Source organism: Burkholderia sp. AU31652 (assembly GCF_002223155.1).
GTDB lineage: Bacteria > Pseudomonadota > Gammaproteobacteria > Burkholderiales > Burkholderiaceae > Burkholderia.
Map to the genome: position 1 here is coordinate 2,588,092 of NZ_NKFG01000005.1, position 21,954 is coordinate 2,610,045.

21 protein-coding genes are annotated in these 21,954 nt (G+C 65.6%); 8 read left to right on the plus strand and 13 right to left on the minus strand.

Going from position 1 to position 21,954, the window contains the following annotated elements; translation table 11 throughout:
• Positions 1-67 precede the first annotated feature (67 nt).
• Positions 68-970: an alpha/beta fold hydrolase gene (locus tag CFB40_RS29135; RefSeq protein WP_089429040.1), complete on the minus strand. Its 903-nt coding sequence runs from the start codon at positions 968-970 to the stop codon at positions 68-70.
• Between the two features lie 721 nt (positions 971-1,691).
• Between CFB40_RS29135 and betI the strand changes: the two genes are divergently transcribed.
• The 3 genes from betI to betA are packed head-to-tail and all read left to right on the plus strand — an operon-like array spanning position 1,692 to position 5,504.
• Positions 1,692-2,276 (plus strand): transcriptional regulator BetI, encoded by a 585-nt coding sequence (gene betI / locus CFB40_RS29140; protein ID WP_089426825.1) that lies wholly within the window; start codon positions 1,692-1,694, stop codon positions 2,274-2,276.
• Between the two features lie 32 nt (positions 2,277-2,308).
• Positions 2,309-3,778: a betaine-aldehyde dehydrogenase gene (betB, locus tag CFB40_RS29145; protein WP_089433133.1), complete on the plus strand. Its 1,470-nt coding sequence runs from the start codon at positions 2,309-2,311 to the stop codon at positions 3,776-3,778.
• Positions 3,779-3,803: 25 nt separating this feature from the next.
• The gene (gene betA, locus CFB40_RS29150; protein WP_089433134.1) at positions 3,804-5,504 is read left to right on the plus strand and encodes a choline dehydrogenase; all 1,701 of its coding nucleotides are present in this window, start codon (positions 3,804-3,806) and stop codon (positions 5,502-5,504) included.
• Between the two features lie 84 nt (positions 5,505-5,588).
• Here the strand turns inward: betA and CFB40_RS29155 are convergent, their stop codons facing one another.
• From CFB40_RS29155 to CFB40_RS29200, 10 genes are all read right to left on the minus strand, one after another.
• The gene (locus CFB40_RS29155; RefSeq protein ID WP_089433135.1) at positions 5,589-6,173 is read right to left on the minus strand and encodes a dual specificity protein phosphatase family protein; all 585 of its coding nucleotides are present in this window, start codon (positions 6,171-6,173) and stop codon (positions 5,589-5,591) included.
• A 13-nt stretch (positions 6,174-6,186) separates the two neighbouring features.
• Positions 6,187-6,681 (minus strand): hypothetical protein, encoded by a 495-nt coding sequence (locus tag CFB40_RS29160; protein ID WP_089426822.1) that lies wholly within the window; start codon positions 6,679-6,681, stop codon positions 6,187-6,189.
• Positions 6,678-7,820 carry an MGDG synthase family glycosyltransferase gene (locus tag CFB40_RS29165; protein WP_089433136.1) on the minus strand — a complete coding sequence of 381 codons (1,143 nt, stop codon included), beginning with the start codon at positions 7,818-7,820 and terminating at the stop codon, positions 6,678-6,680. The genes CFB40_RS29160 and CFB40_RS29165 overlap by 4 nt, the downstream gene beginning before the upstream one ends.
• Before the next feature lie 489 nt (positions 7,821-8,309).
• The gene (locus tag CFB40_RS29170; RefSeq protein WP_089433137.1) at positions 8,310-9,401 is read right to left on the minus strand and encodes a hypothetical protein; all 1,092 of its coding nucleotides are present in this window, start codon (positions 9,399-9,401) and stop codon (positions 8,310-8,312) included.
• A 235-nt stretch (positions 9,402-9,636) separates the two neighbouring features.
• Positions 9,637-10,143: an activator protein gene (locus CFB40_RS29175; RefSeq protein ID WP_089433138.1), complete on the minus strand. Its 507-nt coding sequence runs from the start codon at positions 10,141-10,143 to the stop codon at positions 9,637-9,639.
• A 181-nt stretch (positions 10,144-10,324) separates the two neighbouring features.
• The gene (locus tag CFB40_RS29180; protein ID WP_089426818.1) at positions 10,325-10,828 is read right to left on the minus strand and encodes an activator protein; all 504 of its coding nucleotides are present in this window, start codon (positions 10,826-10,828) and stop codon (positions 10,325-10,327) included.
• A 121-nt stretch (positions 10,829-10,949) separates the two neighbouring features.
• A complete protein-coding gene (locus tag CFB40_RS29185) occupies positions 10,950-11,774 on the minus strand; it encodes an OmpW/AlkL family protein (protein WP_071332061.1) in 825 nt (274 codons plus the stop codon).
• A gap of 73 nt (positions 11,775-11,847) precedes the next feature.
• Positions 11,848-13,101, minus strand: coding sequence for a DUF2957 domain-containing protein (locus tag CFB40_RS29190; RefSeq protein WP_089433139.1), 1,254 nt, complete (start codon positions 13,099-13,101; stop codon positions 11,848-11,850).
• Positions 13,102-13,172: 71 nt separating this feature from the next.
• Entirely contained in the window at positions 13,173-14,786 is a 1,614-nt protein-coding gene (locus CFB40_RS29195; protein ID WP_089433140.1) for a DUF2957 domain-containing protein, read from the minus strand.
• 617 nt (positions 14,787-15,403) lie between these two features.
• Positions 15,404-15,700 carry a cupin domain-containing protein gene (locus CFB40_RS29200; protein ID WP_089426814.1) on the minus strand — a complete coding sequence of 99 codons (297 nt, stop codon included), beginning with the start codon at positions 15,698-15,700 and terminating at the stop codon, positions 15,404-15,406.
• Between the two features lie 434 nt (positions 15,701-16,134).
• On the opposite strand from CFB40_RS29200, the gene CFB40_RS29210 reads away from it, so the two are divergent.
• From CFB40_RS29210 to CFB40_RS29225, 4 genes are all read left to right on the plus strand, one after another.
• Entirely contained in the window at positions 16,135-17,079 is a 945-nt protein-coding gene (locus CFB40_RS29210; RefSeq protein ID WP_089433141.1) for an ABC transporter ATP-binding protein, read from the plus strand.
• Between the two features lie 3 nt (positions 17,080-17,082).
• The gene (locus CFB40_RS29215; RefSeq protein ID WP_083266168.1) at positions 17,083-17,844 is read left to right on the plus strand and encodes an ABC transporter permease; all 762 of its coding nucleotides are present in this window, start codon (positions 17,083-17,085) and stop codon (positions 17,842-17,844) included.
• A 160-nt stretch (positions 17,845-18,004) separates the two neighbouring features.
• Positions 18,005-19,426, plus strand: coding sequence for an MFS transporter (locus tag CFB40_RS29220; protein WP_089426812.1), 1,422 nt, complete (start codon positions 18,005-18,007; stop codon positions 19,424-19,426).
• Between the two features lie 218 nt (positions 19,427-19,644).
• On the plus strand, positions 19,645-20,346 hold the full coding sequence (locus CFB40_RS29225) for an MBL fold metallo-hydrolase (RefSeq protein WP_089433142.1): 702 nt from the start codon (positions 19,645-19,647) through the stop codon (positions 20,344-20,346).
• A gap of 42 nt (positions 20,347-20,388) precedes the next feature.
• Here CFB40_RS29225 and CFB40_RS29230 read toward each other — a convergent pair whose 3' ends face one another.
• Positions 20,389-20,619 carry a hypothetical protein gene (locus tag CFB40_RS29230; protein WP_046549636.1) on the minus strand — a complete coding sequence of 77 codons (231 nt, stop codon included), beginning with the start codon at positions 20,617-20,619 and terminating at the stop codon, positions 20,389-20,391.
• 208 nt (positions 20,620-20,827) lie between these two features.
• Between CFB40_RS29230 and CFB40_RS29235 the strand changes: the two genes are divergently transcribed.
• A complete protein-coding gene (locus CFB40_RS29235; RefSeq protein ID WP_089426811.1) occupies positions 20,828-21,259 on the plus strand; it encodes a YciI family protein in 432 nt (143 codons plus the stop codon).
• Positions 21,260-21,328: 69 nt separating this feature from the next.
• On the opposite strand, the gene CFB40_RS29240 is transcribed toward CFB40_RS29235, so the two are convergent.
• Positions 21,329-21,925: a TetR/AcrR family transcriptional regulator gene (locus tag CFB40_RS29240; RefSeq protein ID WP_089426810.1), complete on the minus strand. Its 597-nt coding sequence runs from the start codon at positions 21,923-21,925 to the stop codon at positions 21,329-21,331.
• Between the last annotated feature and the right edge of the window lie 29 nt (positions 21,926-21,954).

Genomic DNA, 21,954 nt, shown 5'->3' on the forward strand with positions numbered 1-21,954 from the left:
GGCGGGCCTGCCTCGTTGGGATGGGAGTTCGGGAGCGCCGCGCGTATCGGACGCACGGCGTGCGGTGTCACGACGACAGCGCGTGCATCGGTGCGGGCACGCACGACTGCGCGGCGGCGAGCGCCATGCCGGCGGCGAGCTGCGACCCGCCGCAGAAAAAGTCGAGCAACGCCGAGCGCGTGTATTCGCGCTGCGCGCGGCCTTCGATGTCGAGGAAGTGGCCGGCGTCCGGCACCGTCGCGAACCGTGCGCGCGGCACGTGCGCGCCGAGCTGGCGCACATCGGCGGGCGTCGTGTATTCGTCGCGCTCGCCGTTCAGGAACAGCAGCTCGCAGCCGATGTTCGAGAACTCGCTGAGGTAGCGCTCCGGCTGCAGCGACAGGATCTGGTCGACGTGGAACGCGACCTGGTCCTGCTCGTCGCGCGGCAGGCGCGTGAGATACCGGTAGTTGTACAGCTTCATGATGCGCGGCAGGTAGCGGCCGACGGTGTCGTTCAGCAGCTGCGCGGCCTTCAGGTTCTCGCCGGCCGCGATGTGGTCGCGGGCGCGCGTCACGTAGTCGACCATCGCGTCGTTCAGGAACGGCGAGAACGAGCAGATCGCCGCGCGCCGCACGCTCGGGCAGCCGCGTGCGAGCGCGAACAGCGACGCGACGCCGCCCCACGACACCGACACGAGGTACGCCGGCGCGAAGCGCTCGACCAGGTGCTGCAGGATCGCGGCTTCGTCGTCCTTCGTCAGGATGAAGCAGCCCGGGTTGTGCTGGCGCGACTGCCCCGCATACGGCAGGTCGAAGCAGATCGTGTTCATCCGCTCGCCGAGATACTGGACGGTCTGCCCGAACGACGCGGTCGTCGCGAGCGCGCCGTTGACGAGCATTGCCGTGTCGAACGCCGGGTCGAACACGTTCCGTTCGACGTAGACCTTCAGACCATTCGGCAATGGGACCACGTGTTTTTCGGTCAGCATCGTCGTTCTCCGGTGGATGCGGCGTCTCGACGTCGCGGCATGCTGCAGGTGCGCAATGACTGCGCCGGTTTGTCACGCGCGTCCGAATCGCGCGATTGGCCAATGCACCGCGGCAATACCGGCGGCATCGATTCATTCCTCGTAGTGCGGCGCCATACTAATACGGACAATATTACTGACTCAAGTCATTCCAACGATACCCTCTACTCTGTTAGGAAATACGGCAGATTCAAATTATTCCAGCATTTTTTATGGTAAGCGGAATCCGATCGAGGGCGGTCGCAATCGTTTGCGGAGCGGCAGCCGATCCCTATTTAATCGAAACATTTCCATTTACAATCAATACGTTAATTCGTTTCATTCGCCTATTTCAAACGGATTTTCATGAATGAATCGTGACGCTGTTTCGCGCGTCGGCTTCCACGCTTAACCAAATATCACACAGCTCATTATTCTTTCATTCCGTAATCGATTCGACACCTGCAACGATTAACCGGATTGATTGCTCGCTTCAGAAAGCGTTTTAAACAAACTTCATCTTTCTTAATCATCTTTCAATCATTTTTCCGCACCTGCACAACGCGGGATCGGAGGGCCTCGCGCACCTGCCGGGTACCCGTCTTCATCGTCAGACCCCGATTTTTTGTTGATTGAACGATCAATAAAAAACCGCTAAGCTCTCGACTTCCATGGACGGCCCGTCCGGGCGAAGGGAGTCGCGATGCCGAAAGTCGGAATGCGGGAGATTCGCCGCGCGCAGTTGATCGACGCCACGCTGCGCTCGATCGACGAAGCGGGCCTGCCCGGCACGACGCTCGCGTCGGTCGCGCAACGCGCGAACATCTCGACGGGCATCGTCAGCCACTACTTCGGCGACAAGGACGGCCTGCTCGAAGCGACGATGCGGCACGTGCTGCGCGACCTGTGGTCGGCCACCACGCGCCGCCGCGTGGCGGCACGCAAGGATCCGCGCGCCCGGCTGCGCGCGATCGTCGCCGCGAACTTCGACGTCACGCAGGTCAGCGCGCCCGTGATGAAGACCTGGCTCGCGTTCTGGTCGCAGAGCATGCACGACCCGATGCTCAAGCGCCTGCAGCACGTCAACACGCGGCGCCTCCACTCGAACCTGTGCGCCGAATTCGCGAAGGCGTTGCCGCGCACGCAAGCGCGCGAAGCCGCCAGCGGCCTCGCCGCGCTGATCGACGGCCTGTGGCTGCGCGGCGCACTCGCCGGCGGCCCCATCGACACCCGGGCTGCATTGAAGCTCGCCCACGATTACATCGACCTGCTGCTCGCGTCCGACTGACGCGCGACGCAGTCGCCCTCAAGGAGATCCTCATGTCCGTATTCGGTTTGCAGCGCCTCTACATCGGCGGCGGTTACGCCGACGCCACGAGCGGCAAGACTTTCGACACCTTCGATCCCGCCACCGGCGAACTGCTCGCGCAGGTGCAGCAGGCCAGCGCGGCCGACGTCGACCGCGCGGTGGCGTCCGCGCAGGAAGGCCAGCGTGAATGGGCCGCGATGACCGCGATGCAGCGCTCGCGCATCCTGCGCCGCGCGGTCGACCTGCTGCGCGAGCGCAACGACGAGCTCGCGGCGCTGGAAACGCGCGACACGGGCAAGCCGATCGGCGAGACGCTCGCGGTCGACATCGTCACCGGCGCGGACGTGATCGAGTATTACGCGGGCCTCGCGACCGCGATCGAAGGGCTGCAGGTGCCGCTGCGCGCCGAGTCGTTCGTCTACACGCGCCGCGAGCCGCTCGGCGTGTGCGCGGGCATCGGCGCGTGGAACTACCCGATCCAGATCGCATGCTGGAAGACGGCCCCCGCGCTCGCGGCCGGCAACGCGATGGTGTTCAAGCCGAGCGAAGTCACGCCGCTCACCGCGCTGAAGCTCGCGGAAATCTATACGGAAGCCGGCGTGCCGGCCGGCGTGTTCAACGTCGTGCAGGGTGACGGCTCGGTCGGCGCGCTGCTGACCGGCCACCCGGACATCGCGAAGGTGTCGTTCACCGGCGGCGTCGAAACCGGCAAGAAGGTGATGTCGCTGGCCGGTGCATCGTCGCTGAAGGAAGTGACGATGGAGCTCGGCGGCAAGTCGCCGCTGATCGTGTTCGACGACGCGGACCTCGACCGCGCGGCCGACATCGCGGTGACCGCCAACTTCTTCAGCTCGGGCCAGGTCTGCACGAACGGCACGCGCGTGTTCGTGCACCGCTCGATCAAGGATGCATTCACGCAGCGTGTGCTCGAGCGCGTGAAGCGCATCCGCGTCGGCAAGCCGACCGATGCCGATACCAACTTCGGCCCGCTCGTGTCGGCCGCGCAGCTCGACAAGGTGCTCGGCTTCATCGAAAGCGGCAAGGCAGAAGGCGCGAAGCTGCTTGCGGGCGGCACGCGCCTGACCGACGGCCACTTCGGCAGCGGCCAGTACGTCGCGCCGACCGTGTTCGGCGATTGCCGCGACGACATGAAGATCGTTCGCGAGGAAATCTTCGGGCCGGTGATGAGCATCCTCGATTTCGAATCGGAGGACGAAGTGATCGCCCGCGCGAACGACACGCACTACGGCCTCGCGGCCGGCGTCGTGACCGAGAACCTGTCGCGCGCGCACCGCACGATCCATCGTCTCGAAGCCGGTATCTGCTGGATCAACACGTGGGGCGAATCGCCGGCCGAGATGCCGGTTGGCGGATACAAGCAATCCGGTGTCGGACGCGAGAACGGCATCACGACGCTCGAGCACTACACTCGAATCAAGTCGGTGCAGGTCGAGCTCGGCCGCTACAACCCGGTGTTTTAAGGATCACGAAAGGAGACTGACCGTCATGACGACACGCGAATACGACTACATCATCTGCGGCGCAGGTTCCGCGGGCAACGTGCTCGCAACGCGCCTGACGGAAGATCCGGACGTGACGGTGCTGCTGCTCGAAGCAGGTGGCCCCGACTACCGCTTCGACTTCCGCACGCAGATGCCGGCCGCCCTCGCCTATCCGCTGCAGGGCCGCCGCTACAACTGGGCCTACGAAACCGACCCCGAGCCGCACATGGACAACCGCCGGATGGAATGCGGCCGCGGCAAGGGGCTCGGCGGCTCGTCGTTGATCAACGGCATGTGCTACATCCGCGGCAACGCGCTCGACTACGACAACTGGTCGACGCACAAGGGCCTCGAGAACTGGACGTATCTCGACTGCCTGCCGTACTTCAAGAAGGCCGAAACGCGCGACGTCGGCCCGAACGATTATCACGGCGGCAGCGGCCCCGTGTCGGTCACGACCAGCAAGCCGGGCGTGAACCCGCTGTTCGAGGCCATGGTCGATGCAGGTGTGCAGGCCGGCTATCCGCGCACGGATGATCTGAACGGCTATCAGCAGGAAGGCTTCGGCCCGATGGACCGCACCGTCACGCCGAAGGGTCGCCGCGCCAGCACCGCGCGCGGCTACCTCGACCAGGCGAAGGTGCGGTCGAACCTCGAGATCGTCACGCACGCGCTCGCCGATCGCATCCTGTTCGACGGCAAGCGCGCGTCGGGCGTCACGTACCTGCGCGGCAGCGAACGTGCGACCGCGCATGCGCGCCGCGAAGTGCTCGTGTGCAGCGGTGCGATCGCGTCGCCGCAACTGCTGCAGCGCTCGGGCGTCGGCCCCGGTGCGTGGCTGAAGGCACTCGACATTCCCGTCGTGCTCGACCTGCCCGGTGTCGGCCAGAACCTGCAGGATCACCTGGAGATGTACATCCAGTACGAGTGCAAGGAGCCGGTCTCGCTGTACCCGGCGCTCAAGTGGTGGAACCAGCCGAAGATCGGCCTCGAATGGATGCTGAACGGCACCGGCCTCGGCGCGAGCAACCACTTCGAGGCGGGCGGCTTCATCCGCACGCGCGACGACGATCTGTGGCCGAACATCCAGTATCACTTCCTGCCTGTTGCGATCAACTACAACGGCTCGAACGCGATCGAGATGCACGGCTTCCAGGCGCACGTCGGCTCGATGCGCTCGCCGAGCCGCGGCCGCGTGAAGCTGCGCTCGCGCGATCCGAACGACCATCCGAGCATCCTGTTCAACTACATGGCCGAAGCGCTCGACTGGCGCGAATTCCGCGATGCGATCCGTGCGACGCGCGAGATCATGCGGCAGCCGGCACTTGATCGATATCGCGGCCGCGAGCTGAACCCGGGTGCGGACTGCAAGTCCGACAAGGAGCTCGACGCGTTCGTGCGCGCCCGCGCGGAGACCGCGTTCCATCCGTCGTGCTCGTGCAAGATGGGTTACGACGACATGGCCGTGGTCGATGAAGAAGGCCGCGTGCACGGGTTGGAGGGGCTGCGCGTCGTCGATGCGTCGATCATGCCGATCATCACGACCGGCAACCTCAATGCGCCGACGATCATGATCGCCGAGAAGATCGCGGACAAGATTCGCGGGCGCAAGCCGCTTGCGCGCGTGGACGTGCCTTACTTCGTCGCGAACGGGGCAATGGCCCGCAATATCGCGAAGGCCGTGCGGCAGCCGGAGACGGTCTGACGACGGCGGGCGTGGTGCCCGCACATCGACGTACTTTCGAAACGCCGCCGACAGCAATTGTCGGCGGCGTTTTGCATGGATTCGTCAGCCGCTGTTCACTTCTCGCTTCAAGCGCTCGACGTCGACGTGTTTCAAGTAGTTCGTAATGTTCTGCCAGATCGGATGGAACCCATAGCCGCCGTGCTGCAGTTCATCGAGCGCCTGCTCGCGCGTCCAGCCCTGGTACACCATCCGGTACAGCGCCGACACGAGGCCGGTGCGATCGGCGCCGTGCTGGCAGTGGATCAGCACCGGGCCGTCCTGGTCGGCCGTGCGCAGCGCCTTCAGCGCGGTCACCATGTCCTCGTCGCGGATGTCCCACGTGTTGATCCGGATGCGCTGCATCCGGATCTGCGTGCCGGCCAGGATGGTGTCGTCCGCGTGAAACGAACGGAAGCTGATGACCTTGCGGATGCCGAGCTTCTGCAGTTCCGGCACGTCCGAGCGCGACAGCTGGGCACTGCGATACAGCGTCGGCGTGATGCGATGCAGGTTGTTCACATGCGCGTCGGCCACGCTCTGCGCCCATTTGATCGGCCGGGCGGACACCTCGGAGGCCGGGTCCGCGTGGGCCGGCTGCACGCGCCCGGCAAACGCAACGGCGATCGCGGCAATGATGGCGATTTTCATGTCGGGTCAGGGATCAATAAAAGGCGCGCTTGCGCTCGCGGGAAAGCATGAACAGCACGATCGCAGCGGCGCTCATCGTCCAGTAGTCGGTCGGGGCCACGCCCAGCCAGTGGATATGCCACGGCACATTCGCCGGATTGAAGCGGGCCAGGCCATACGCCGGATTCAGCACGAACCACAGGAAATCCTCGGTCAGCCAGAACACCATGATGCACGCGATGATGCGGGCTTCGATGCGCCACGACCACCGTCCGTTGAACACGGCCGGCAGGTGAAAGAACAGCGCGACGAACGGGAACACCCACGCGTGGTAGCCGGTCATCGGCCGCCCACCCCAGAAGAGGTCGAGCAGCCAGTGATGCTCGATGCGCCACGTCGGCAGGTTGGCGGCCCAGCCCGCGCTGCCTTCGATCTGGATCTCGACGTTCGCGAAGAAGTACGCGAGCAGCACGACCCACGCAACGACGAACACCGTATGGCGCGTCGGCACAAAACGCGCGACGCTCATGCGGCCGGCTCCAGGCCCAGCACGCGATCGAGCACGAAGCGGCCGGCGAGCGGCCGCCCGAGCGGCGCGAGACGGCGGCGCATGTCGGCGAGACGCTCGGGCGTCTGCAGCAACGCGCGGATCCGGTAGACGAGCGCATCGTCGTCGATCGCCTTCAGCGCGACACCCTGTTCGAGCAGGAAATCCGCGTTGCGCTCTTCCTGGCCCGGAATCGGCGAGTTGACGATCATCGGCAACTGCATCGCCAGACATTCGGACGTCGTCAGGCCGCCCGGCTTCGTGATCACGAGATCGGCGCAGGCCATCAGGCGCTCGACCTGCTGCGTGAAGCCCTGCGGAAACAGCCGGCCCGGATGCTGCGCGGCGAGTTCCTGCAACGACGTCAGCATCGCCTTGTTCTTGCCGGCCAGCGCGATCAGCTGGAAGTCAGCCTCCATCTCGAGCAGGCGCGCGGCCAGCACGTCGAGCCCGCCGAGGCCCGCGCCGCCGGACATCATCAGGAAGGTCGGGCGCGCGGGATCGAGGCCGAATTCGGCCGCGCAGGCCGCGCGATCGAGCGGCTGGCCGAACGCCGGCATGATCGGGATGCCGCTGACGTGCACCGTGTCGGGCGCCATGCCGCGCGCGTGCATGCGCCACGCGATCTCGTCGTTGGCCGCGAAATAGCCGCGCATGTTCGGTACGACCCACATGCTGTGCAGGTCGAAATCGGTGACCTGCACCCACACCGGCGTGTCGACGCGCCCCTTGCGGATCTCGCGCGACAGCAGCTCGGCGGGCAGGAAGTGCGTGCAGATGATCGCGTCCGGGCGCTGCCGCTCGATCTCCGCGAGCAGTGCCCGGCAATTGAGGCGCTCGATCGCGCGCCGGATCTTCTGCGACGGCGCGGCGGGATCGACTTCGTCGGTCTTCTGGTACAGGTAGCCCCACAGCGCAGGCTGGCTGCTGACGAGCTTGATGTAGAGATCGGTGTACAGCTTGCGGAAGCCGGTGGACACGAAATCCATCACGTCCAGGTGGGTGGCTTCGATGCCGGCGGGATGGTGGTCGGCGAACGCGCGGATCGCTTCGGCCGCCCGGGTATGGCCGGCGCCGGCGCTGACGCTCAGGAGGAGGATCTTCTTGTTTTGCTTTGACATCTGACTGACCGTTTCGATGAAAGGGGGTCCGGCGGCGGGTTCGCGGCGGCGCTCTCACGCGGCGGCTGTTTGCGTCCGGCTTACAACAAGCTTGGCAGATCTTTGGCGGTGCGGGCGGGCCGTTATAGCGGAGCGATCGCCGGCATCGACTGCGGAATCATACTGCGTTCGGTCGATGGTGCCTGGATCGGGGGTGGCGCGAGACGGTCTGGCGGTCTGGCGGTCTGGCGGTCTGGCGGTCTGGCGGTCTGGCGGTCTGGCGGTCTGGCGGTCTGGAAGGATAGATGGCGTGGACGGCGTGGCGCGCGGCCGGTGTGGACGCTGACAGCACGAAGGCTCAGCGCGCCGCCTGACGCCCGTTCGCGCGTACGAACGAGGCCCGTCATTTCGGCGCGAGCCAGGGTGATCGTGCGCGATTCGTTTGGAATCCTTGAGTATCGATTCGGCAAAAGCGATGCATTAGCCTGCCGTGTCCCCGTGTTCCTCAAATCAGGGCGTTACAACACCCCGCTTCCGCATCCGCTTCCCGCGGACGATCGGATTCCATCGCGACGTCAGGCTCATTGCACCGCGCAGGCCTTCGAACGCGTCGTCCTCCTTCGGCCCGAATCGACTGACCGCCGGCCACGCGAGCACGTGATCGAGCCACGCCTGCCATTCATCACCATGAAAGCGGCGACCGACTTCCCGAACGGCATCCGGCGCTGCAATCACGATGCCCGCCAGCAGGTAGTACGCCCAGAAGCTGCCCGCGCCGACGAGCCGATCGAGCCGACACACGGACAACGCCGCGAGCAGCCCGTCCACCGACGCGAGATCGGCGCGATGCGTGCGGATCGCCCGGGCAACGAGGTTGTGCTGACCGCCATACGCGGCAACAGAGGCCCCGTCGCCAGCGGCGAGTGCGGCCGAGAACGTCACGAGCGCCGCCATCTCGTCGATGCGCGATGCATCGTCGCGCGGCCCGCACACGCGCAGCACGATCGCGTCGATGACGGTGCCCGACATGACCGACGTTTCCCCACTCGCCGCCGCGACCACGGCCAGTCTTTCTCTCAGGTTCTTCGCTGGCGGCATGTCGTCCTGCGCGCCCTTTTCATGTTCAGTGCATTCGCCGTCATCGCCCCCGCCGCATTCGACACCACCGGCAATCCGATCGAGTGCGGCCCAGCCGACATCGGGGTCGTCGAACGTGCATGCATCGATCACACCGTGCGCAGTGTCGAACACGGCGCGCGAGCCGGGACAACTGCGTTCAGCGTCGGCGAGCTGCTGCATCGACGGCACATGCGAGCATGCACTGCGCGGGTCGCTCAGATCGCATGCGCAAATGCCGCCGTCCGAGGCGATCCACGGCGCGAGCCGGTGAAGCATCGCTGTCGCTTCCCGAGACAGGTTCGCGCCAGCCCGCATGCGTATCGCGTGCGATGCGATGACGGACGTGTCGCCGGCGTCACCCGCCTCCGCCGCGCACGCATCAGCATCGAGTCGTTCGATCAGGTACTGCAGCCACGCGGCCGTGCGCAGCCGGTCAGGCGTCGCGCCGCGGGCATCTCCATACTTTGCTGGATCGGTAAGCATGGGTCTTCCGGGAGTTTTCTGGCCAATTGGAATCGTGTTTAATTCAGTCGGATCGGATGGCGCGGTACGCCGTGCCGCCCCTGCAACACCGTGCGCATCGGATCGCGATACGTACGGTCAGCCTGTCGTCGCGCTGATATGGACGAAGGCTCGAAAGCATCGAGGAAGCGGAAAGCCGCTAGCATCCCGCACGCTCTTAGTGCACAGCGAGCGCCCCGCTTCGATCTGCGATCGCTTACTGAACGTGGAACTTCGGCGACGTCATGACCGTGCCGTTCACGTTGCAATCGGGCATCAGCACGGTGTTGTTGAACGCCGTCGACGAGTTCTGATCGTTCCACGCCGCCGTGACCTTGCTCGGCCCGCATGTGCCGAGCAAGGTCACATTCAACTTCACGTTGTTGATCGACACTTGCGTCGTGCTGTCCACCTGCCCCGTCCACGGCGCCGCACTGGACGCACTACCCGTGATCAACCCGCACAAGGCATCACCGGTGAATTGGGTCGACGTGATATTGATGATGCCGGTCGACGTGACGGTACCGTTGAGCGTCAACGTACAGTTGATCGGACTGACCGCACCCTTCTGGAGCGTCGAGAGCCCCGCCGCCGAAAACGGCTCGCCGTTCGGATTCATCGGCTGGCCGTCCGCGCGCGAAACGGTCACCGCAAAAGCAGGTGCAGCCGAAACCGCAGTGAACACCACTGCAGCAACAAGCGATGCAATTTGACGAATTTTCATCTGTATGGCCCTCTCTCTTGATATATGGCGGCCTTCCACGAGAAACGCGACCGCTCTGCAGAATGAATCCGGCCGCCGCGCCGATACACGCGACGGCACGAACCCATCGAAACCGCGGAAGCCCGCCGCACATACCGCACGGCCCTCGCGCGCGGCGGGCACCCGCTTAGATCCGCGACGCTTACTGCACGTGGAACTTCGGCGACGTCGTGACCGTGCCGGACACCGTGCAGTTCGGCGTCAGGACGGAGTTATTGAACGTCAGCGACGAGTTCGCATCGTTCCATGCCGTTACCACCTTGCTCGGGCCGCACGCGCCGAGCAGCGTGACGTTCACGTGCACGTTGTTGATCGACAACTGCGTCGTGCTGTCGGCCTGGCCCGTCCACGGCGACGTGCTGCTCGCCGTGCCGCTGATCAAGCCGCACGTGCCGCCGCCGGAAAACTGCGTCGACGTGATGTTGACGATACCGGTCGACGTAATCGTGCCGTTGAACGTCGCGGTACAGGCTGCACTGATCGATCCCTTGCTGAGGTTGGTGAGCCCCGATACGGAGAACGGCTCGCCGTTCGGGTTCATCGGCTGGCCGTCGGCACGCGAAACGGTGACAGCGAAAGCAGGCGCGGCCGAAACCGCGGTGAAAGCCACTGCAGCAACAAGCGATACGATTTTGCGAATGCTCATTTGAACTGCCCCCTCTCTTCACAAATGGCGGCACGCCGCCAGGAACGCGACCTTCCTGCCGGAAGGGTCCGGCCAGCCGGTCGCAGGAAGCCGCCGACGCGCGTCATGCGCGCCGGACGGCTCAGAACTTGTAGGAAATCCCGACGAACGTGATCAGCGGATCGGCCTTCAGCCGCGTGCGCGTGGTGGCGAGCGTCGAGCCGTCGGCCGCCTTGATCACGAGCGACGAGTAGGTCTTCAGCGGCATGTACGTCAGCGTCGCCGTTAAGCCCCAGTGCTTGTCGATCGCATAGCTCGCGCCGACGTTGTAGACCGGCGTGAACGACGACGACGCCTTGCCCTCCACCGACGTCGGGCCCGGCTTGCCGGCGCCGGCCGCGAGCACGCTGCCGAGGTTCTCGTTGATGTCCTTCGCGAAGTTGCCGTTCAGCTCGATGTTGCTGAACCAGCTGTAGGCCACGCCGATCCCGACGAACGGGCGGAACCGCGCGGTCGACGAGTTGAAGTAGTACTGCAGAATAATCGTCGGGCTCCACTGCCGCGCGTTCTTCACCGCCGGCTGGTTCGCCGGGTTGTCCATGTTGACGCTGCCGAGCGCGCCGGCCGGGCCGGGCGGCCGGATCGAGCCGTGCCCGGTCAGCGTGAACTCGGGCGGCACGCCGAGCACCGACGTCACCGCGATATGGTCGGTGAAGAAGTGCGTGAGCGTGAGGCCGACGGTATCGGCGTTGTTGACCGTCAGGCTCGTGCCCGGCGACGTGAACGACCCGGGCAGGCGCAGCGGCCCATTGATCGGCATGCCGGCAAGATTCGTCGTCAGCCCGTTGGTCGAATCCTGCGGCATGATGTGCAGCCACCCCAGCGTCGCGACGTTGTCGCCCGCCTGCTGGGCCGATGCGAGCGTCGACACGCCTGCGACGACACCCGCGACAATCAGCTTCTTCATGAAGTCTCCCCTCATTCTGTCCGGGCCCCGCGCTTCCGCGCGCGGCGCCACCGTGTCTCCATCCAGGCGTGCGTCACTGCACGAATGCGCCGACCGTGAAGTACGGGTTGCTCGTATCGTTCATGTCGAGGAACCCGAATACGCCGCCGGTGAACACGAACTTGCCGGTCGCCGGCCCCGACGCCGCATCCGCATGCACGGTCGTCACGACGCCCGGCATCTTCTGCGTGTAGTCGAGGTTCAGCGCACGCGTGAGCGCGGCCTGCGACGCATTGAACGGATCGAGCAGCGTGGCCTGCGCGCCGACGAGCGCGGTCGCGCGGTAGTTGAACGCGCTGTCGACGCCCGTGTACTCGCCGTTCTGCGAGCCTTGCGCGATCGCCGTCTGCGGGCTCAGGAACGAAATGCCGGATTCGTCGTCCGCGCTCGGCGGGCCTTGCGTGAGATCCGCGTTGGCCGCGCCGGTGCGGATGAAGATCGGCACGAGCTGGTTGCGCAGCTTGCCGACGATCAGGATCCCCTTGCCGGCCTTCGCCGGATCGACCGCCGCGAGCGTCGGCGGAATCTGCGGCAGGTAGTTGAGCGACTGGAACGCCGGCGCATCGGGCCGCAGCATGAACGGCTGGTTCACGGTCGCGCTCGATGCAAGCGGCTGCCCGCCGTTCTTCTTGCCGAAGTTGTCGGTCTCGACGTAGCTGCCGTCCGCGTTGATCGTCACCTGCTGGTCGAGCGCCACCGGCTGGAAGCTCTGCGACGGCACCTGGTGATAGCCGAGCTGGTTGTACTTGCCTGCGATCTTCGTCAGGTCGGTTTCCAGCGACGAGAAGCTGATGAACGGGTAGTACGGGAACGTCGTCTTCGTGATCTTGCCGACGCCGATCACGCCGTCGAACTGAATCGTCGCGCCGGGAATCGCGCCGCCCAGCACGCCCTCGCCGAGGAACAGCCGCGCGGGCCGGTTCGGGTCGAGGCTCGCGTTCTGCATCCGGAACGTGCACTGGTTCAGCTTCACCGTCGGCAGCCCCGTTTCGTCGGAGAGCGTGCCGTCGACCACGTTGGCCGGCGCCGTGTCGCGCGTCGGCTGCACGGTGCCCGTGGTGGTCGGCACCGGCGATGCGAGATACGTCATCCGGTACGTCATCTTCGTCGTATCGAGCTGCACCTTCACGAGCTCGCCCGATCCCGACCCGCCGATGAACACCGTGTTGTAGTCGATCGTCTGCGGGCACAGCCGGACCGCCGGTGCGGGCGGCGGGTCGCCGTCTCCGCCGCATGCTGCCAGCACGGGCGCGAGCGAGGCCGCGGCCATCCATTGCTTCAAATTCATAGGAATCCTCTTTAAATTCGATTCGCCGGCGGCGACGCATGCGCCGCCGGTGTTACATGTTCAATGCAGTGTTACTGGACGAATGCGCCGACCGTGAAGAACGGATTGACCTGGCTGTTGTTGACGACCATCGCGTAGACGTTGCCGGCCTTCACGATCCAGCCCGTATCGCCCTTCTTGAAGATCGCCACGTCGCCGCCGGCGCCCTTCGCGTTGAAGTTCTGCGTGGCCGTGACCTTGATCTTGCCGGGTGTCGCCTGCGTGTAGTCGAGCCCGAACTGCGAGGTCACCGATGACGTCTGCGGATCGATGAATGCCGCGGTAGCCCCCTGGAACAGCGTCGACGTATAGTTCGCGGCCATCGTCGACACGGCCGTGCCGTCGTTGCAACTGCCGGCCTGTGCCAGGAAGAAGGTGCCGTCGAAGGTGCCCGGCAGATCCGGATGCGGGATGTTGTTGTTGAAGCTCGGTCCGGACGTCGCGATCGCAAACGTGGCAGTGCTGGGCGCCACGATACCGCACGCTGAAGCGCTCGTTGCGCCTATGAAGCCACCCTTCAGCGAATTGGCCGCGACGGCGGCGGTCCGCGACAGCATCGAGATTCCCACCTCGGCGTCAGCGACCGATGCCAGGAGGTTGCTCGCGTCGATATGCGTGTAACCCACGCGAATCACGATCGGCACCAGTACGCCGTTCAACTTGCCGACGATCATGATGCCCTTCGCCTGACTAGGTGCGGCAATCACGATCGCGGACCCCTGCCCCGCGAGCGGATACATGGGCACGCCGCCCGCGGTCGCCACGGGATTGCTCACGAACACGTTGTCGGACGAGCCGTCCGCGTTCTTGCGCAACGCCCACGGCGTTCCTGTGGTCTGGCACGAGTAGTCGCTGCCTGCCGTGATGGTGCACGAGCCGTCGGCATTGAACGTCTGGTTCCAGTTGACGACATCGGGTTGCCAGCCGACGGCCCCCGCGCTGCTCTGCGCGTTTCCGCCGACCGGCGACAGGTGGATCCCGAGTTCGTTGTAGTTACCCGCCACTTTCGTAAAGTCCGTTTCGGTGTTGGTGAAGCCGATGAACGGATAGAAATCGAAAGTGCGCGACGGCACGACGCCAAGCACGACGCCCGGGAACGGCTCAAGACCGGCGAACGCAATCGTCGCCCCCGGAATCCCCCCGCCCACCACGCCATTGCCGACGAACAGCATCGGCGGATCGGCACGGTTGATCGTCACCGAATACGCACCGTCGCTCGTCGCGCCGCTGTCGAGCACGAATGCGCAGCGGTTCTGCTCGGCCGTCGGGAGCGTGGTCGGATGATGGAATGCGCCGCTGATCGTCAAGCCCGCGCGGGTATTGTTGACTTGCCCTGCCGACGTCGGCACCGACGATTCCAGGAACTGCATCTGATAGGTGAGCTTCGTGGTATCGAACTTCACCTTCACGTACTCGCCGCTACCTGCGCCGCCCGTATAGGTCGTCGTGTAATCGAGCGCGTCCGGACACAGCTTCGTCACGACCGGCGGCGTCGTTTCGGCCCCGCTCGGCCCGCATGCGCTGCCCGAGCACTGCGGCACGTTGATCGGCCCCGGATCGTCGCCGCCGCCGCAACCGGCAACGAACGGCAGCGCCAGTACCGCGCACGACAGAATCGCTTTCCGCCATTCAGGAATGCAAATCATCAACCCCTCCTTTTCAGGTACGACAAGTCTCGTCCGGACAGGCTGCATGGCCCGCCGGTTGGTATCGCGCCGCGGCACGAAAGCGCGGCGCATGACGGTGCGCGCAAGACAGCCGCGATGCCGGTCAGGCACATGCGGCACACGCCGCGGCGGCAGGCAAGCGCTCTCCCGCGGCGCCGTGATGCGGCACGGCGCCGTGAGAACGATCGAAACGGGAAATGATTCGCCGCTACACGGCGACAGGACAACGCAGGTACGCAATCGGCATCGCGCCTGCATTCAGCGAAAAAACGGGAAACGGCAGTCCGACTGGCCCCGCGGATAGGCGTCTCATGTATGGGTCTCCATCCGTACGCTTGATTCGTTATCGTGATGCGTCGTTGGTGGAGACTATGATCGGACGATACCCACAAGTAAATGGATGCAGAGTTCCAAACGACCGAAACCACGCCATCCTAGCGTTTACACGGTATTTGACAGATTTTCAAACAGCCTTCAATTTATTTGCTCAGACAAATACCCGGGCGGTATAACACGCGTTTGAATGGCGGCCGCCAATCCGCGCCTGGCCAAGCCAGCCGGGCCTCAGCCGCCCGCCTGCATGTTGCGGCGCAACCTTACACGTCGATGATCGCGAGCGTGCCGTGGCTGCCCGGCAGCACCGCATGAGACACACCGGCGCGCGCGAGGTACATCTGACCGGCCTCCACGATGATCGTCTCGCCTGCGACCTCGAGCATCATCCGGCCGTCGAGCACCAGCAGGCCTTCGTTGTAGTCGTGCACTTCCGCTTCGTAAGCCTGCGCATCCATGCGCAGCACCTTGATCCTGGCCGGCCCGACCTCGCCGACGATCGTGGATTTCCATGCGACGGCCTGCGCCGCCGCCACGGATTTGAAATCGACCAAAGACATGCGCGCCGCTCCGTAAACGATGAAAGAAACGCATTATCGCGAGCGCCGCGCACGCCGTCCCGGTACGGCGCGACGGCCTTCGGGCGGCACAGTCGGCCGGCCGGCCGCGCCGCCACCGAGCGGAAACACGATCGCAGCCCGGTTCGCCGAAAATGGCTCAAATTGTTCGCGCACCGCAAATAAATCGCCGCGTTATTCAGCGATGCACAGTCAATTCATGCAAATCCAGCACCAGCAACCCACGCCCTTTCCACGAGAATGCATTTCCATCTATCGATTGCTAATATGGCGATCCTGCGATCCCGCACCACAACGCCGTTCGACATGACGCCCGTTCGCCATGCCGTCCCCGGTCCCGGCCGCTTCGCAGCGGCGGCGACGCCGGGCACGTGCGGCGCACGCCGTCGCGCCGGCCGGCCGCCCCATCCGTGAGCATGCAACCGATCCTTTCCGTCTCCGACCTCTCCAAGACTTACGCGTCCGGCTTCCAGGCGCTGAAGCACGTGACCCTCGACATCCGCCCCGGCGAGATCTTCGCGTTGCTCGGGCCGAACGGCGCCGGCAAGACGACGCTGATCGGCTCGATCTGCGGCATCGTCACGCCGACCGAAGGCCGCGTGACGGTCGGCGGCCACGACATCCGCGATCACTACCGCGCGGCCCGCGAAATGATCGGCCTCGTGCCGCAGGAACTGACCACCGACGCGTTCGAGACCGTCTGGGCGACCGTGTCGTTCAGCCGCGGCCTGTTCGGCAAGGCGCCCGATCCCGCGTACATCGAGAAGACGCTGAAGGCGCTGTCGCTGTGGGACAAGCGCGACAACAAGCTGATGACGCTCTCGGGCGGCATGAAGCGCCGCGTGATGATCGCGAAGGCGCTGTCGCACGAGCCGCGCATCCTGTTCCTCGACGAACCGACGGCCGGCGTCGACGTCGAGCTGCGCCGCGACATGTGGAAGCTCGTCGATTCGCTGCGCGACAACGGCGTGACGATCCTGCTGACCACGCACTACATCGAGGAAGCCGAGGAGATGGCCGACCGGATCGGCATCATCCTCGGCGGCGAGCTCGTGCTCGTCGAGGAAAAGCACGAGCTGATGCGCAAGCTCGGCAAGAAGCAGCTCACCGTGCAGCTCGAGCATCCGCTCGCGGACGTGCCGCCCGCGCTCGCGCCGTTCGGGCTCGAACGCGCGGCCGACGGCGCCGCGCTCGTCTACACGTACGACTCGCAGCGTGACGACGCGAGCATCGCGAAGCTGATCAACGCGCTCGGCTCGGCCGGCATCGGCTTCCGCGACCTGCACACGACGCAGAGCTCGCTCGAGGACATTTTCGTCAGCCTGATCGACAACCGCCGCAACGGCATGCAAGGAGCCTGACACTTGAACCTGCATGGAATCCGCGCGATCTACCGCGCAGAAATGGCCCGCACGCGCCGCACGCTGATGCAGAGCATCATCGCGCCGGTGATCTCCACGTCGCTGTACTTCGTGGTGTTCGGCTCCGCGATCGGCTCGCGCATCAGCGACGTGAACGGCATCGGCTACGGCTCGTTCATCGTGCCGGGCCTCGTGATGCTGTCGCTGCTGTCGCAGAGCATCTCGAACGCGTCGTTCGGCATCTACTTCCCGCGCTTCACGGGCACGATCTACGAGATTCTCTCCGCGCCCGTGTCGTACTGGGAGATCGTGATCGCGTACGTCGGCGCGGCCGCGTCGAAGTCGATCCTGCTCGGCGTGATCATCCTCGCCACGGCCGGCCTGTTCGTACCGCTGCACATCCTGCATCCGTTCTGGATGGTGCTGTTCCTCGTGCTGACGGCGGTCACGTTCAGCCTGTTCGGCTTCGTGATCGGCATCTGGGCCGACAGCTTCGAGAAGCTGCAGCTCGTGCCGCTCTTGATCATCACGCCGCTCACGTTCCTCGGCGGCAGCTTCTACTCGGTCGACATGCTGCCGCCCGCGTGGCGCGTCGTCACGCTGTTCAACCCGATCGTCTACCTGGTCAGCGGCTTCCGCTGGTCGTTCTACGGGATCGCCGACGTGCACGTGGGCGTCAGCCTCGGCGCGACGTCGCTGTTCCTCGTGATCCTGCTGGCGATCGTCGCGTGGATGTTCCGCACCGGCTACAAGCTGAAGAATTGACGCAAGACGGCCGCATCCCGCACTGCTGCCGATGACGCATTTGGGCAAGCAGGCGGCGCTTTTCCTCTGATGCGGCATTTTGTGGTCGCGTCTACTGAAGATGAAGCATCGGGGCCGCGAAGCACGCGCTTCGCGGCCCCTTTTTATTTCAGAGGACGCCATGCCCGCCGCCACCGCTCCCGCCTCCGCCGCCGCCCGGCTCGAACGCCTGCCGTTCTCCGGCTATCACAAGCGGATCTTCTTCATCATCGCGATCGCGTTCTTCTTCGACTCGGTCGACCTCGGCACGATGACGTTCGTGCTCGGCTCGATCCGCAAGGAGTTCGGGCTGTCGACCGCGGCCGCCGGCCTCGTCGCGAGCGCGAGCTTCTTCGGAATGGTGCTCGGCGCGGCCGTCGCCGGCCTGCTCGCCGACCGCTTCGGCCGCCGGCCCGTGTTCCAGTGGAGCATGGTGCTGTGGGGCGCGGCCTCGTATCTGTGCTCGACCGCGCAGAGCGTCGACGCGCTGATCGTCTACCGCGTGCTGCTCGGGATCGGGATGGGGATGGAATTCCCGGTCGCGCAGACCTTGCTGTCCGAATTCGTGCCGACCGAGAAGCGCGGCCGCCTGATCGCGCTGATGGACGGCTTCTGGCCGCTCGGTTTCATCACGGCCGGCATCGTCGCGTACTTCGTGCTGCCGCAGTTCGGCTGGCGCACGGTGTTCGCGCTGCTCGCGATTCCCGCCGTGTTCGTGCTCGTCGTGCGTCGCATCGTGCCGGAATCGCCGCGCTGGCTCGAGCATGCGGGCCGACATGCGGAAGCCGACACGGTGATGCACACGATCGAGGCGAAGGTGATGCGCTCGGCCGGCGTCACGACGCTGCCGCCGCCGTCGCGGCTCGCCGAGCCGGTCGCCGCCCGCGGGCGCGGCGCGCTGCGCGAGATCTGGAGCGGCGTGTACCGCCGCCGCACGGTGATGGTGTGGCTGCTGTGGTTCTTCGCGCTGCTCGGTTTCTACGGCCTCACGTCGTGGCTCGGCGCGCTGCTGCAGCAGGCCGGCTTCGAGGTCACGAAATCGGTGTTCTACACGGTGCTGATCTCGCTCGGCGGCGTGCCGGGCTTCCTGTGCGCCGCGTGGCTCGTCGAACGCTGGGGTCGCAAGCCGACCTGCATCGCGTCGCTGATCGGCGGCGGCGTGATGGCGTACGCGTACGGCCAGAGCGCGCTGTATGGCGGCAGCATGGCGCTGCTGATCGGCACCGGCCTCGCGATGCAGTTCTTCCTGTTCGGGATGTGGGCCGCGCTGTACACCTATACGCCGGAGCTGTACGGCACCGGCGCGCGCGCGACGGGCTCGGGCTTCGCGTCGGCGATCGGGCGCGTCGGTTCGTTGATCGGGCCTTACGTGGTCGGCGTCGTGCTGCCGGTGTTCGGCCAGGGCGGCGTGTTCACGCTCGGCGCGCTGTCGTTCATCGCGGCCGCGCTGGCCGTGTGGACGCTCGGGATCGAGACGAAGGGCCTCGCGCTGGAACAACTCGCGGCGGGCGACGAAGCGGATGGCGGTGGCAGGTACGCGGCGGCGGCGGACAAGATGTCCTGAGCGCCTGATCGACCTGGGGGATTCGTGACGACCGGGAACGCGCTCGCTCAGTGCCGGGCCCGGCCGGCTGCTGCATGACCTGACAGGATTCGCGGCCGGATCGACACTGCTAGACTGAGTCGAGGCACCGTGTCGCGTGTCGCGCGCCTGCCTGGCGCATCGCGGCGATCGCGCGACGGTGGTGTCCGGCCGCCACTGCCCGCGCAAGGATCGCATCGATGGATAACGCTCGTATCGAAGAAATCCGCAGCGGCCTGTTTCGCGCAACGACCTATATCGACAAGCTGAAGCTCGGCTTCAGCCAGTTCTTCGTCCGGTCGCCGAACGGCGACGTCGTCTGCATCGAAACGGGTACGCGTTCCAACTTTCCGCAACTGACCGCGAGCCTCGCAAGCGTCGGCATCACGCCGTCGAGGGTGAGCAGCGTGATCGTTCCGCATTTCGAGGTCGACGAGATGGGCGCACTGCCCGACTTCCTCGCGGCCAATCCGGCGCTCGTCGCGTACGCACATCCGATCTGCACGCACGGGCTGGCCGACATCTTCGGTGTACGCACGAAGCCGCTGAAGGACGGCGAGCCGACGACGATCTCCGGCGTCGAGCTCGTACCGATCTTCACGAAGCACGTCCATCAATGGGATGCGCTGGTCGTGTACCTGCCGGCGTACAAGGCGCTGCTGTCGTCGGACATCCTGATGCGCTACGGCGACGAAGCCGCCGACGATCCGCTGCCGGCGATCGTCGATTCGATCCGCCGCTCGGACTACCTGCCGTCGCTCGCCCACCTGGCGAGTGCGCTGCGCCGGATCCAGGCGCTCGATCTTGACGTCATCCTGCCGATGCACGGCCCGGCCATCACGCACGACATCCCGCGCGTGCTCGCCGGCGCGATCGCGCATTGCGAGGCCGCCGCCGCGTAAGTGGCGGAGGCGGCAATCCAGCGGCGGTGCAGCAGGTTCCGGTCAGGCGCCGGCGACGACGAACTCTTCGGCCGCCTTGCGCTGCACCGCGGCCATCACCGCCAGTTCGCGCTTGCTGCGCGTGTCGCCGGACACGACGCCCGTCGCGTTCTTCGCCTTCGCACCCAGCGGGAAAAAGACAAACGACGCGCCGGCCGGAGCCGCCGGCTCGGCGCGCAGGCGTTTGTTCAGGATTTTCAGGTACTTCTTCTTCGAGACTTCCTTAGCAGCCATGGCGTCCTCCGCGTGAACGTGGTGAAGATCAGCATACCAGTTTTGACGACGGGTTCCGCAGCGTGGCCCGCCGGTGCGGCCGCACGCGAAAATTCTTCACGCCCAATGTCGATTCGCGCCATCTTCACGCGTCGTGTTGTCGTAACCGCTCGTTTTGCCGTCGGCACGGCCGGCGGCGCCCCCTCGTTCCACTCAAGGAGAGTCCACCATGCGCGTCCTCGTCATCGTCAAGGCCACCACCGATTCCGAATCCGGCCGGATGCCCGACCCCGAAATGATCGCCGCGATGGGCCGGTTCAACGAAGAACTGGCGCAAGCCGGCATCCTGCTCGCCGCCGACGGGCTGCACCCGAGCATGCGCGGCAAGCGTGTGCATTTTGCCGGCAAGAACCGCACCGTCGTCGACGGCCCGTTCGCCGAAACGAAGGAACTCGTCGCCGGCTTCTGGCTGTGGCAGGTGAAATCGATGGAAGAAGCGGTCGAATGGGTGAAGCGCTGCCCGAACCCGATGCCCGGCGACTCCGACATCGAGATCCGCCCGCTGTTCGAGGCGGAAGACTTCAGCCCGGCGTTCACGGAAGCATTGCAAGAGCAAAAGGCGCGGCTGAGCGCGCAAGCCGAGGCCGGGAAACACGCGTAAATCGCGGCGGCGTCAGACGGTTTCGCATCACCGCCGGACGCCGCTCCGACCCGCTGATGCGTGCGCGGCTCACCCGCGTGTGCGCGGCACCGCGAGCCGCTCGACCGCGCCGCCGGTCACGTCCCGGAACATCCCGGCATTGCCGTACGCCCGCGCGGCGAGCATCGCGCCGTAGACCAGCGACACGAACGTCGCGGCCTCGGTCTGCACCGATATGTCCGGCTGCACGACGCCGTCTTTCACCCCCGCCTCGAGCACGCGCACCAGCCATGCGGCGAGATCGTCAAAATGCGCCCTCACCGCCCGCGCGACGTCGTCGGGCAGCGCGGGCAGCTCCGCGCCGAGCATGCCGGCGACGCAGAACGGCGCGCTGTCGTCCGCGATGCAGCGTTCCCAGTAGCCGACATACGCGCGCATCTGCACCAGCGCGTCGGCGCCGCTCGCGTCGAGCAGCGACATATCGGCATCGAAATTCGCCTGCGACTGCTGCAGCACCGCGACCGCCAGATCCGCCTTCGTCGGGAAATGGTGGTGGATGCTCGCCTTCCGGATGTCGATCGCTTCGGCGATGTCGGCATAGCTGAACCCGCTGTAGCCGCGCCGCATGATCAGTTGGCGCCCGGCCTCGAGAATGCGGCCCGCTGTACTGTCCCCCGATACCGTCATATTTGCCTACCATCTAGTCGGATGAAAAA